The following is a 13933-nucleotide window of genomic DNA, read 5'->3' on the forward strand; positions in this document are numbered from 1 at the left end:
ACCACACTTAAAACAACAAGACGACTAATGTGCTTGTTGCCACTTGCTCCAACAGGCTTGAATCTGACCCGGCAACAACGCGGGGCTAAACGGTTTAGACAACACATCATTAATGCCTAACTCATGCCACCGCCTAATTTCCTCTGGATGTACTTTTGCAGTTAGAAAACAAACAGGGGTTTCTTCATATCCTGGCATAGCACGAATGGCTTCAAACGTTTGCACACCATCCATTTCAGGCATCATGACGTCTAGCACAATCAAATCCGGATGATTCCCTTCCGCCAAATAACTAATTGCACCCTTTCCTGACGGCTCAGAATGTACATCTAAGCCTCCTAAACGAGAAAGTGTCATGGTAACTAAAAGTCGAATATCAGACTCATCCTCGACGAGAAGCACATTTTTTAATGTGGAAGCTTTCATTAGCTGACCTCCCTTAAAGGTGAAATATTAGATCTAACCAGGCCAGCAGACTTGCAGGGCAAGTCAATATAAAATGTACTTCCATGCTTAATTTTACTAATACAACCTACTTTCGCACTCATGGCAGTGGCCAGCTCCTTAGAAATTGCCAGACCTAACCCTGTTCCGCTGCTTTTTCGACTGTCTGAACCATCGCCTTGAGAGAATCTGGTAAAAAGTTTTGACTTAAAATCGTCACTAATACCAGGCCCATTATCTTTTACTGAAACTCTGACCATTTCTCCAATTGCAGACACCGTTATATCTACCTTACTATTTAAAGGAGAAAACTTAGCAGCATTAGACAGAAAATTTGCTAGAATTTGCTGCAGTCGCTGTGAGTCTACATTCACCCAGCAGTCGTAACCTTCTACAAGCTCCAAATGAACTTTATATTCTTCAGCAAACCTAGAGTTCAGTGCAATGGCATCATCAATTATTGGCATTATCCTTTGTTCTTTAAGATTAAGCTCTAACTTACCTGATGCCAACTTATCAATATCGAGAAGATCATTAATCAAACATGAAAGTCTTAAGGTATTTCTGATCGCAACATCCATAATAGGAGTAATCTCCTGATTCAAATCACCCACGGCACCCAGACTAATCAGTTCTAACGATCCTTTTATTGCCGTTAAGGGAGTTCTGAGTTCGTGACTAACCGTAGAGACAAACTCTGATTTCATTTTATCGGTACGCTTACGCTGGGTGATATCTCTTATCACGAGTACAGCCTTAGGCTCTTCGTCTATAACAAGATTTGAAATTTGGCATTCCAGCTCAAAGGTACTTAAATCTTTTCTTATGCCTTCTACTTCTACACGCGAAGCGTTACGCTTCATATCCAGTAAAAAGTCAACGCAAAAACTTGAGAAGCGCTGCTTATCATTCTCAGATATGAAGTTCAAAATTGATACATTTGAAATATCATCATCAAACGAATGAAATATCTTTACTGCGCCTGGGTTAAATTTTTCAATAACTAGATTTTTATCTAGCGTTATTATTCCATCAGCCACGGCATCCAGCACCAGTTGCAAATAGCGTTGCCTGGCTTCAGATTGAAGCTCAACTTCTTTCTTAGTTGTTAGATCTTGAATTTGTGAAACAAAATACAATGGAACTCCCTGTAAGTCTCTAACCAATGAGACGCTTAATAGGGCATAAACTAAACTTCCATTTGAATGGTAATAGCGCTTCTCCATTTGATAACTTAGAATCTCTCCCGCGACCAGCTGCTTAACTTGTTCTAAGTCCTGCTCCAAATCATCTGGATGCGTAATTCTTTGGAAATCCAACAACAATAGTTGATTTTTTTCATAGCCAAAAATCTTGCAGAGTGCGGCGTTTGCATCCAGCCAGCGTCCTTCTATCGATACCAAGCCCATACCATGGGTTGCCGAGTGAAACGCATCGCTAAATCGCTGATCACTAATTAGCAACTCACTTTCAAGTGAGCGTATTTTGGTTATATCTTGCGCAATTCCCATGTATCCAATGAGTTCACCTGATTCGTTTTTCATTGGTGTAATGGTTAAGTTAACCGTTAAACGAGTTCCGTCTTTTCTAAGATAAGTCCACATACGGCACTCATGCCCTTGCCTCGTTGGCTCGAACACAAAAACGTTAAACCCGTTAATTTCTTGCTGGTATTTCGCAGACAATACCGATGAATATGCTTCTACTTCTTTCACATCATGAAAAATTGCCGGCGTATTTTTACTCACCATTTCATCGGCGCTATAGCCCAGCATCAGCTCTGCTCCCCGATTGAACACCTGAACAATGCCATCTGGGCATGTCGCAATAATCGCGAGCTCAGTCGAGGAGTTTAAAACTGCATTCACTAAATCAGGTTTCATGTCGCCCCGTCTTACACTGGTTCTAGCGTTACACTAAAACAGCTAAGACGGGTCTGTATGGTGCAGAACTGTAATGAGATGTAGATCAGTTACAGTGAATGACGAGCCCTTCGTAACAAGGTGATGCCCGTACAAGCCATCACAAATATCGATAAGGCGAATAGTGCGAGAGTGGCATCTCGCGCATCCTTTCCAAGGAAGTCAAACCAATGTCCTTTGTGCAGATAGGCAAAACTAAACCCTTCTGCTCGATCTACATTTTTCACCACAGTGGCTACTGCAGCATCTGCGGGATCTATGTATACCGAAAGCTCACCCTCGAACATGACCCGATAGACCGGCAGTCGCTTTTGCACAAAGCCATACTCTGAGGTGAACTCGGTGATGGGTTCCGTGCTGAGCCACTTCGCTTGCTGGCTCACTGAAGCGGTCAGTTCACGCACATACTCGGTGGGCTGCACAACCTCCCCGGTTCGTGCGGAAGCATAGGTTTCGAGTAGATGGGGTGTACTTTTTTCTACTGAATGATGCTCATGATTAGCTATCTCCGCGTGGGCATTTGAATGCACGCCCCATTCACGCCAGAGAGGTCCAGCCGATGTTGCCACAATCTGTAAGCGCGCTAAGTCGTTATTGATTGGGGGAGCGGGGTGAATCAGCTCATCACTATTGAACGTATGCGTTAGCGGGTAGGTGGCGAATGCTGGACGGCCTTTGTTAATGGCTAGGAGGTGAAAAATGCCACTGCTAGCCCATGCCAAAGCAGCAGCTGCCACACACCAACCGATGCGACGATGCCAACGCGTGGTTTTCGTGGTTACCGGCGTTACTTTCCTTGCCCTGGCGCGCAAAATCCCACTCAAAACCAGCAATATGGCTGCAGACAAAAAGCTCACCATGGCTACATCACGGCTAGGCTCGTGGGGCCACCACTTCCAACTATGTACGTTAGAAAACAAAAAGCTAAAGCGTGTTTTCCACGTATCGGTAAGGCCTGTGAGCTGCAAGCTGCGCGGTTCAATAAAGGCGACTAAGCCATCTGGCTGATCAAACGCCACTCGCCAAACCGGCAAGTATCGGTTCACAAAAGCGTATTCATCATCAAAAGCAGTGACTTCGCGGACGCTTAAAATTGGGGAGCTTACACCCGTATAGTGACGGGCCAGGGCTAGGATAATGGCCGGCTCAATGTTGGCAGCTTTACCACTTTCAGCCTCGTAGTAATGCCTTTCACCCGAGGCTGTTTGCACCATCCAGTAAGGAGTTTGCTGCCAGGTGAGCGCCCGTAACTCACGTAATTGCAAGCCATCAGGCAGGGTGGTAGCGGGTGCTGGCAAGTCGCTCCAAGGCCTATCTACTGGTGATAGCACAAGATCCATCGGCGGCTTCATGGCCACCGCAGAGGGCTGCCAACGCGACATTAATGGATGCAGTAAGCCGGTCAGCGACCACGCCAGCACGGGGATAACGGCGAGAATCGCTAACGGGCGGTGCCAGCGCAGCAAAGACTTGAGCATGATCAGAACGCCTTACTTGCGCCAACATAGACGGCTCGACCTTCGCCGGGTGCGAATTGAGCCTGATCATTGCCGCCGGCGTTGCGCATCACGCCAGTGGTAGCGGCATAGCGCTTATCACCGAGGTTGCGCCCTTCAACAAACCAAGAGAGTCCGGGCGAAAGCGTCTGATTCAGTTTAACGCCAAACACGCTGTAGCCGGGCGCCGCTAAGGTATTGGCATGATCAACCCAAGCTCGCGAGGCTGCGCGCAAGGTAGGGCCTAACCACATTTGCTTTGGCAGTCGTAGCGCAAACTCGGCTGAAAGCACCTGATCCGGCAAGCCTGCGATGCGATGGTTGCCAAATTGCGCATCACGTTGGAACTTAAAATCGTTGTAGAGGTAACTGGCCTGACCACGCCATTGTTCCGCTTCAGCCAACAGCCCAGCTTCAACGCCTTGGTGTACTGTTTGATCGGCATTCACCGTCAGGGTTTGCGTGCCATTTTGCGTCAGTGCCAACAACTCGTTGCGAAGTTGTGCACGATATACGCTGACATCGTAGCTGAGCTGAGCGCCCTTAAAAAAAGTAACGGCGCGGGCCCCTAACTCATAGGTTCTGGCGCGCTGCGCTTGATTAAAGGTGGCACCTGCCGTGGTTTCTGAAAAGCTGGGCGGCTCATAGCTAGCACTAACGTTGGCATAGACATCCAATGATGCAGTGAGGTGATGTAGTACGCCCAATTTGGGTGAGAAACGACGATAGTCTTGATCATAGAACGGCCCTAGCGGGACATCGCCAGGGGCCACTTTGCGCTGAGCATCGGTCCATTGGCCACCGAGAGAAACTGTCGTGGCGGGTGTGAATGCCCAGCGCGACTCGCCATATAGCTCAAGATTATTCGCGGTGAGTTTGTTGGATTTTGTTTTCGTTGTGCACGGATGAGTTGTGACCGGAGCACCACCGTATGTGCACTGCTCATCCACCGTTAAACCTCGGCGCCAGTTAGCTCCCAGCACGTGAGACTGAGTCATGCCCAGCCATTGGGTATTTCGGCTATGCCTCAAGCCCAGCCCAAGATCTCTATTTTCTTGCTCGATGCGCGCGAAACCCAATGGGTGAAATAGGTATTTCTTTGCGGCATAACTCGTCACTTCAGTTTGGCTATTGTCGTCATGGGTTATCGCCGTGCGATTAGCCAAACGGTAAAGGGCAAAGTCACGTTTGGCATCCCGATTAACACTGAGCGCATCAGCCTTACGCGGGTTCGCTTTCAGCTGGGCATAAGTCAGATTACCCGGCAGCTCTGAATCCGTATCAACGGCTGTGACATAAAAGCGCGATTCAATCTGGGGCGAAAGCTGCCAGCCCACATTTCCAACCAAGCGCTGGTTGCGTTGGCGTGCGTGATCTCGAAAGCCTGCTTGCTCGGTAAAGTTGAAAGACGCATAGCCGTCTGCAGAACCCTGTTGCCCTGCTACCGAGGCCTGATAGCGCTGATAGTCAAAGCTGCCGGCCTCGGCACGTAACACCAGCGGCGGTGCGGTTCGGCCTGTTTGCGATACATAATTAATGGCCCCACCTAAGGTGCTACTGCCATAACGTAAGGCATTCGCACCACGCTCAACCTCAATGTAGCAGGTCGCCTGCGGCTCAATGGCCTGCATATCAAAGCCACCATCGGCGAGATTCAGCGGAACGCCATCTTGCAAGAGCATTAAACCGCGCCCATGGAAGGTTCGTTGCAATCCTGAGCCACGAATAGACACACGGGCTTCATCAGCACCGAATCGCGACTGAATGAACACACCCGTGGCGAGTTTTAGCGTGTCTTCCATCGTCCCTGCGCGACCGGTGAGGTAATGCTGAGCATCCACCACCGTAACCCCGCCTGCAGTGCGCTGAAGCTCACTTAATGCCTGCGCCGGCGTGACTGAAAAAGCCGACTGTTGCTCCAGCGGAACAGAAACCTCAACGACGGTCTCGTGCATGCCCCACGTCGCCCCCGAAATCGTTAGCGCTACGGTTGAAACGGCTAAGGCAAGGGGCGTTAAAGTGAATGGGTGCGTCATGATTATTATGGGGTCCGGCCGATGAAAGCATGGGCCGGATTGTATGCAGCTTAAGGCCACTCCACCTGCGACATATTGTCGCACCGATAAGCGTCAACGCAGCCAACTACGCTGTCGCAGTGCCACCCAGCCTGTGCTTGCGCTACACTCGGAGCCGGTCGCCGTTGCGGCCTTTTGTCATTTCATCGCTGATGCTGCTTAGCCGGAACTGCCCGATGTCGTCATTGAATACCGCCCTTGCTCTGCCTGTCCTTGACCTACCTAAGCGTGCCGATGATCGTCGGCAATGGGGCCAGCTCACGGGGGCTGCGCTAGCACTCACGCTGGCTCAGACCGTGCAGCAGCACAATGGCTTGGTCGTGATGATTACCGCCAGCACGCAAACCGGCGCCCGTCTGGAAGAGGAGCTACGCTTCTTTCTGGGCGATGACACTGCTTTGCCGATCTGGCATTTTCCCGATTGGGAAACCCTGCCCTACGACCAGTTCTCGCCGCATCAAGACATTATTTCTACGCGCTTGCAGGTCCTTTCCCGACTGCCCTCCGCGACTCGCGGCATCCTCGTGGTGCCGGTCAGCACCTGTGCACACCGACTGCCGCCACGTAATTGGCTGCTCGGCCAGGCCGTCAGTCTGAAGCGTGGTCAAAAACTTACGTTGGAAGATACTCGGGCACAGTTACAAGCAGCTGGCTATCGCACTGTAGACACGGTCTATGAGCATGGCGAATTTGCCGTGCGCGGCAGTCTTGTGGATCTGTACCCCATGGGTGCTGAACACCCGGTGCGCATCGAGCTCTTTGATGACGAGATCGATACTCTGCGCCTGTTCGATGTGGAAACGCAGCGCACCGTAGAAGCCATCACCGAACTGACGCTGATGCCAGCGCACGAATTCCCGCTCGACAAGGCCGGCATCCGCCGCTTCCGCGATCAGTGGGCAGACAGCTTTAGCGGCGACCCGAAACGCTGCTCGATCTATCAAGATGTGGTCAGCGGTATTGCGGGCAACGGCATTGAGTACTACTTGCCACTGTTCTTCGAGCAGACCGGCACGCTCTTCGACTACCTGCCCGCCAACAGCCTGATGCTGATGGAAGCGCTGGCACCGGCGCAGCTCGCCACCTTTCGCGGCGAAGTGAATGACCGCTTCGAGCAGTACCGTGGCGACAGTACGCGCCCATTACTCGCGCCTGAACGACTGTTCCTACGCGAAAACGAATGGTTCGGCGAGGTCAACCAATTTCCGCGCATTACCTTGCAAGCGGAACCCGTAGAACCCCGCGCTGGCGTCCTGAATTTGCCATTTACTCTGGCACCTGCGCTGCCCATCGAAGCCAAGGCCGAACGGCCAATACAAGCTTTAGCCCATTTTGTTGCGGAACAGCAAGGTCAGCGCCGAGTACTGATTTGCGCAGAAAGTGCTGGTCGTCGTGAAAGCCTCAGTGATTTGCTTAACCGCTGGGAGTTAAAACCGACCCCCGTAAATAGCTGGCAAGCCTTCCTCGCCAGCCCAGCGCCGCTGTGCATCACCATTGCGCCGTTGGAGCAAGGCCTACTGGGTGACTCGGGGAGCCATGGCTTTGCTTTAGTCGCCGAGTCGCAGCTCTTTGGTCAGCGCGTACAACAACGTCGGCGTCGTAAGGCAACCTCGGCCGACGGCCAAGACGAACTGGCCATCCGCAGCCTCAGTGAGCTACAGCCGGGCGCACCGGTGGTGCACCTAGAGCACGGCGTGGGCCGCTACCAAGGCCTAACCACGCTGGATATGGACGGACAGACCCAAGAATTCTTACTACTGGAATACGCCGACAAAGCTAAGTTGTATGTGCCCGTGGCACGCTTAGAGCTGATCTCGCGCTTCGCGGGTGCTGATGACGCCATGGCGCCACTGCATCGTTTAGGTACGGAGCAATGGCAGAAGGCTCGCCGCAAGGCCGCTGAGCAAGTGCATGATACCGCTGCAGAACTGCTTAATCTTTATGCGCGTCGCGCCGCCCGCAAAGGCTACGGCTTTCCGTTTGATGAAGGCGAGTACGCCCTGTTCAGCGCCGGCTTCCCGTTCGAGGAAACCGCCGACCAGGCCAATGCCATCCTCGCCACCATCGCCGATATGCGCTCGCCGCGCCCCATGGATCGTCTCGTTTGTGGCGATGTGGGCTTCGGCAAGACCGAGGTCGCCATGCGCGCCGCCTTCGTGGCCGTGCAGGATGGCAAGCAGGTCGCCGTGTTGGTGCCGACTACCCTGCTCGCCCAGCAGCACTACGAGAACTTCTGCGACCGTTTTGCCGATTGGCCGGTGCGCATTGAAGTGTTGTCACGCTTCAAAACTGCCAAGGAACAAAAAGCAGCCATGGATGCCGCCGCAGATGGCCGCATCGACATTCTCATTGGCACGCATAAGTTGCTCAGCGAAGAGCTTCAGTTCAAGCAGCTCGGGCTCATCATCGTCGATGAAGAACACCGCTTCGGCGTGCGTCACAAAGAGGCGCTAAAGCAGCGTCGTGCCGAAGTCGACATGCTGACACTGACCGCCACACCGATTCCGCGCACGCTGAACATGGCCTTCGCTGGCATGCGAGATTTGTCCATCATCGCCACGCCGCCGGCACGCCGACTGGCGGTGAAAACCTTCGTGCGCGAAACGCATCCGGCCGTGATCAAGGAAGCCATTTTGCGTGAGCTGCTGCGCGGTGGTCAGGTGTATTACTTGCACAACGAAGTCGACAGCATTGAGAAGTGTGCACAGGAGCTGATGACGCTGGTGCCGGAGGCCCGCGTGGGTATCGCGCATGGGCAGATGCGCGAACGCGAGCTGGAACAAGTCATGCAGCAGTTCTATCACAAGCAGCACAATATTCTGGTGTGCTCGACCATCATCGAAACCGGCATTGACGTGCCCAGCGCCAACACCATCATCATGGATAGAGCCGACAAGCTCGGCCTAGCCCAGCTACACCAGCTGCGTGGCCGCGTTGGACGCTCGCACCATCAGGCCTATGCCTACTTGCTCACGCCACCGCCTAAAGCCCTTAGCGGTGATGCTCAAAAACGGTTGGATGCCATTGCTGCCGCCGATGATCTCGGCGCAGGATTTGCGCTGGCCTCACAAGATTTGGAAATTCGTGGTGCGGGTGAGCTGCTTGGCGAAGACCAGAGTGGCAATATTCAGAGCGTCGGATTTACGCTGTATATGGAGATGCTCGATCGCGCGGTAAAGGCGATTCGCAGCGGCAAAACGCCGAATATGGATCAGCCCTTCACACTCGGTGCCGACATTAACCTGCGTCTATCCGCTTTGATTCCCGAAGACTATCTGCCCGATGTGCACAACCGCTTGATGCTCTACAAGCGCATCAGCAATGCCGCCAGCGACGATGCGCTGGATGAGCTGCAAGTGGAGATGATTGATCGCTTTGGCTTACTACCCGAGCCGGTTAAAAACCTATTTGCGGTGAGCGCGCTGAAGCTCAAAGCACAGGCGCTGGGCATTAAAAAAATTGACGCCGGCCCCAACGGTGGTCGTCTCGAATTTAGCAATGACACCACGGTAGACCCCCGCCGGTTAATACAGCTTATCCAGAAAGAACCGAAACGCTACAAACTCGAGGGCGGCGACACGCTACGCTTCACAGACACGATGAATGTGAACGAAACTCGATTGAAGTTTGTACACGCCCTTTTGGATGGATTGGCAGGACAGCATGCAGGCAGTGACGTGGGCGCGAACAAATCACATTAAAACGGTCGGATTATTACTCCTACCTGCTGCCATTCTGATTGCTGTGACATGGGCGTTAATTGGCCGTTTTTTTTATACGCTAGATGACGCCTATATCCATCTTCAACTCGCTGAGATGATTGGCCAGCAGGGTCATTTTGGCCTGCACCTAAGCAGTGTCGCTTCGCCCTCTTCAAGTCTTTTGTGGACACTCTGGCTGACCATCTGGTCCTGGCTTCCCGTTGGGTTTGATTACATTCCGCTGCTCACCAACCTATGCATTCTCGCGCTGCTGGGAATGGACTTAAAAACATGGCTAGACCACCGGCTATGTGATCAGAGGAACACGATCTGGTTACTGGTAGCCATCTTCATTAGCTTGAATGTTTATTGGCTTAGCCTCTCAGGGATGGAGCAGCTCACTCAGGCTTGGTTGGCGACTCGAGTAATGATCGCTGTGAGTCAGCAACAATGGCAAACAAGCTCTCTCTTTGTGGCCATTTATGCCCTTGCGCTCATTCGCTATGAAAGCCTGGCACTATGCCTTCCCGTGCTACTCCTGGCTGCCTCAAAGGGAGAGTCTAAAAAAGCACTCGCCACCCTGCTCATTATCGTCCTGACACTCGGTGTCTACTCCCTGTTCTTACATGAGGGCTTGGGTCTCGGTTGGTTGCCTGCTTCCGTACAAATTAAGTCTGTATTCGCAGAGCTAGACGAACGCTCGTGGCAACAGCTATGGGCGGCACTCCTTGAGAACATTCAGTTCGTAATGCAACAGGAATACAACCGTTATTTGCTGTGGTTGGTGCTCGGCTGGTTTGCCGCAGGACGACAAGCACTGGGCCGTCAACTCATGGCCATTGCCACAGTGGTTTATGTTGCGCATGCCTTATTTGGCCGGGTCAACTCAGGTCGCTATGAAGTCTATGTGCTGGCCTGCTGTTGGGTGGCGCTGCTACACAGCAGCTTCCCCTTAGTTGAGCGATATCTGAGTACTTACGCCCGACGAATCATTTTTTTACTGCTTGTGATTGTTCTAAATTTAGGCAATTTTTACTCAGGGCCATCCGCACCCTGGGCTGCAAAAAATATACATGACCAACAAGGGCAACTGGCAGAACTCGTTCAGCACTATCTTAAGCAGCCTGTGGCAGTGAACGATGTTGGGCTAATCAGTCGGCACAACGAACTCCCGGTATTAGATTTGGTTGGGCTTGGCAGTAAAGGCGTTTACGAACTCAGGAAAACCATGGGGCCCGGGTCGGCTTGGGTATCCACGTTGCTTACCCAGCATGACATTCACTACGCCATGATCTATGAACATTGGTTCCCTGACTGGCCACGACATCTCATTAAAGTCGCCACCTTCGAAATTCCTGGCCCTTTGTTTACACCAGCCGGTAGACGTGTTTCGCTGTTTGCCGACTCCACAAGTAGTGCCAAAGTCCTACTTAAGGCCATTGCCAGCTATCAGGCAGATCATCCTGCACAGTCGAGTTGGTTTACTGTGACAAAGGCAGACTAAACATGAACCTTGGGCTTAAGCGTTATCGAGTAAGGACAGAGCCCGTCTTCCTAACAATGCTTGCGCTGCTAGCCACTGTGCCTGTCTGGTTAAGTGCGCTTCCTTTAGGTACCGACATCCCACAGCATGCCGCACAAATTAATCTTCTACTCGACCATTTTTTGACCCATCGATGGGAACAGGAGATATATCTCAATTACGTCACGCCCTACCTACTCACCTATTTTGTCGGTGCGTTGCTCGCCCTAGTCGTGGGCACGCTCACGAGCGTAAAAATTCTCATTAGCCTATCGTTAGCTGGGCTGGTATTGGCCTCAGCAAGACTCCTGAAGCGGCATGGCTGCGAGCCCAAGTTAGCGATTTTTTCTATTTTTGGGCTGTATGGTTTCAGTTATCAATGGGGCTTTTTACCCTTTAACGTCTCTGCGGTGTTTATGCTGTTGTTATTGGCGGAGATGCAGCCCGCCTCTAGTACTCATAGGGCTTCTCTCATTCGCTGCGTATTGTTGGCACTGGCCATCGTGCTTACCCATGGGCTTACCGCCGTTGTCACGGCCGCTATCGTACTCACGCTGACGCTAGTCGAACCCCAACGCTTCCTGAGGCTTCGCAACTACTTGCTAGTCCTGGTATTGCTGATGCCCGTGGTGACATGGCAACTCTTGGCTGACACCGGTGTACAAGGTTTCGGACATGGCATTTACTTTGGCATCCACCCATCTCTTTCTCCCTATTTTTACTATCAAGAACTTTCCTCATTACATCCGCAGCTCATCAATGGCTGGGGTCGTATTACGGGCTTTTTCCCACGCATCTTCGGCTGGGAGAATGGCACGGGAGCCATCGTTACTGGGATGATGCTTGTGCTCTCGCCTTTCCTGCTGGGCTATCGTGTGAATTACAGCCGTAAGCCCTTACTGCTCTTGGCGCTACTACTCGCCGTCCTATTGGTCATGCCCAGTGTTATCAATGGATCCCTTTATTCTGCTGAGCGCTTTAGCCTGCTTTTTTTCTGCGTATTTCCCTTGCTGCTCATCCCTCGGGCTCGAACGCACCACCTCTTGCTGCCCAGTTTGCTATTGGCGAGTTCGGCAATGTTGGTCGTACAAATCAATAGGGCACACGTCTATGATCGGCAAATCGCAAACCTAGTCAGCGCGTTACCCTCCATGCCTGAGGGGCAACGGGCGTTAAGCCTGTCCTACTCGTACAACGCAGAAGGGTTTATTGCACCGATCTATTTGCACAGTGGGCAATGGTATGGCGTTCTCAAAAATGGCTTAGTAGATCCTAATTTTGCTGCAACCGATCTTCAGCCCCTACGCTACAACCGTCAGCACCTGCCTTTTGCCACGATTGGTAATGGCTTTGACTGGAGCCCAAGCCCATACAACTGGAATGCGTTTCAAGGTGAGCGCTATGCTGTATTTATTGTTCGCGGGTCATTAGCTGCATTTAATCAACATACCGGCTGCCATTACTCGTCCGTTTCCCAGCAAGCAAACAAAGAATGGCTTGCACTTTATATCCCGGCTGAGGTTGCGCAGCGCTGCTCCCGTCAACTCCAACTTCAGGACCCACACCAATGACTGAGTTCTCCCTAAAAGGTCAACACACTCATTGGCTCAACGCTGAACGTGTGAATGTTTATTCGTGGATCTTTCTCGTCATTTTTTCCATTTTTCTTGGCAGCCTGATTTACGAAAGTTTTATTTCCACGACAGCCAAAGACCCACGTCCCGACCGAGACTTCATTACGTTTTATGCAGCAGCGGAATTGGCTCAGGCAGGGAAAGCTGTTGATGCCTACGATCTGGAAAAAATGTATGCCGCTGAAAAAGCCGTGTGGGCAAAGTCAGAGAAGTACGCTTGGTTTTACCCTCCCACGTTTCACGCGCTGATAAAGCCTTTGGTGCTTCTCGAATACAAACCCGCCTTTGCCACCTTCATGCTGTTAACGCTGTTGTTTTATGTCCTGGCAGCGAAACGCTTGGCGCCGGAGTACAACATTTGGTTTCCCCTCCTAGCCTTTCCTGCGGTCCTAGTGAATTTGATCTACGGCCAAAATGCTTTTTTAACCGCCGGATTGGGCATACTCGCTGTGGCACTCCTAGAAAAGCGGCCGTGGCTCGCCGGCATCTGTGTGGGTTTATTAGCCATTAAGCCTCAGATGGCGATGCTATTCCCACTGGTGCTAATTTGCGGGCGACACGGGCAAGCCTTTGTCAGTGCCGCCATCACCGCAACACTGGTCTGCGTTTTAAGCACTTGGTTAATCGGTTACGAGTCATGGCCCGCTTTCTTACACAGCTTGATCGAAGCGAGGCAGTTCCTGGAGTCCGGCCAGCTACGCTGGAGCCAGATGATCAGTGTTTTCTCAGCGGCTAAGCTGGTCGGCGCAAGCACCGAACTGGCTTATATTGCGCACATCACCTATGCCACTGCTTTAACGCTTTTATGCGCCTATGTATGGCTGAGCAGCCAAGATATGGCCTTACGAGCCTCATCGCTTGTGTTGGCCAGCCTACATTTCAGCCCCTATATGTATGACTATGAACTGGTCTGGATGGCTATCCCGCTCATCTTGCTTGGCCTGCGAGGAATACAACAGGGGTGGATTCGCGGTGAAAGAGAGCTTCTGTTATTGGCTTGGCTATTTCCATTTATTGATCTCACCATGTCCAGAACCTTTGGGCCGAATCTGTTCGTACTCATTTCGGCTTCCCTATCGGTAATCATCATGATGCACTTGAGAGTGGCGCGGTCGGTGGCTACTCCTCAGGAGGCTTAA

8 protein-coding genes are annotated in these 13933 nt (G+C 51.9%); 4 read left to right on the plus strand and 4 right to left on the minus strand.

The features are described from left to right. Positions 1–24: 24 nt before the first annotated feature. The 4 genes from A8710_RS08165 to A8710_RS08180 form a co-directional block, all read right to left on the minus strand. Positions 25–426: a response regulator gene (locus A8710_RS08165; RefSeq protein ID WP_068859539.1), complete on the minus strand. Its 402-nt coding sequence runs from the start codon at positions 424–426 to the stop codon at positions 25–27. Beyond that, positions 426–2327, minus strand: a complete 1902-nt coding sequence (locus A8710_RS08170) for a PAS domain-containing sensor histidine kinase (RefSeq protein WP_068859541.1) — start codon at positions 2325–2327, stop codon at positions 426–428. The genes A8710_RS08165 and A8710_RS08170 overlap by 1 nt, the downstream gene beginning before the upstream one ends. Before the next feature lie 89 nt (positions 2328–2416). Then, positions 2417–3844, minus strand: a complete 1428-nt coding sequence (locus A8710_RS08175) for a hypothetical protein (RefSeq protein ID WP_068859543.1) — start codon at positions 3842–3844, stop codon at positions 2417–2419. A 2-nt stretch (positions 3845–3846) separates the two neighbouring features. Next, positions 3847–5898: a TonB-dependent receptor family protein gene (locus A8710_RS08180; protein WP_068859545.1), complete on the minus strand. Its 2052-nt coding sequence runs from the start codon at positions 5896–5898 to the stop codon at positions 3847–3849. Between the two features lie 242 nt (positions 5899–6140). Between A8710_RS08180 and mfd the strand changes: the two genes are divergently transcribed. Genes mfd through A8710_RS08200 form a run of 4 tightly spaced genes read left to right on the plus strand, consistent with a single transcriptional unit; the run spans position 6141 to position 13933 of the window. After that, positions 6141–9638, plus strand: coding sequence for a transcription-repair coupling factor (gene mfd / locus A8710_RS08185; RefSeq protein WP_068860703.1), 3498 nt, complete (start codon positions 6141–6143; stop codon positions 9636–9638). Then, positions 9601–11142 (plus strand): hypothetical protein, encoded by a 1542-nt coding sequence (locus A8710_RS08190; protein WP_157686360.1) that lies wholly within the window; start codon positions 9601–9603, stop codon positions 11140–11142. The genes mfd and A8710_RS08190 overlap by 38 nt, the downstream gene beginning before the upstream one ends. A gap of 2 nt (positions 11143–11144) precedes the next feature. Beyond that, entirely contained in the window at positions 11145–12731 is a 1587-nt protein-coding gene (locus tag A8710_RS08195; protein WP_157686362.1) for a hypothetical protein, read from the plus strand. Next, complete coding sequence (locus A8710_RS08200; RefSeq protein ID WP_068859551.1) at positions 12728–13933, plus strand: glycosyltransferase family 87 protein; 1206 nt, start codon at positions 12728–12730, stop codon at positions 13931–13933. The genes A8710_RS08195 and A8710_RS08200 overlap by 4 nt, the downstream gene beginning before the upstream one ends.

It is taken from the genome of Perlucidibaca aquatica (genome assembly GCF_001676655.1).
Taxonomy (GTDB): Bacteria; Pseudomonadota; Gammaproteobacteria; order Pseudomonadales; family Moraxellaceae; genus Perlucidibaca; species Perlucidibaca aquatica.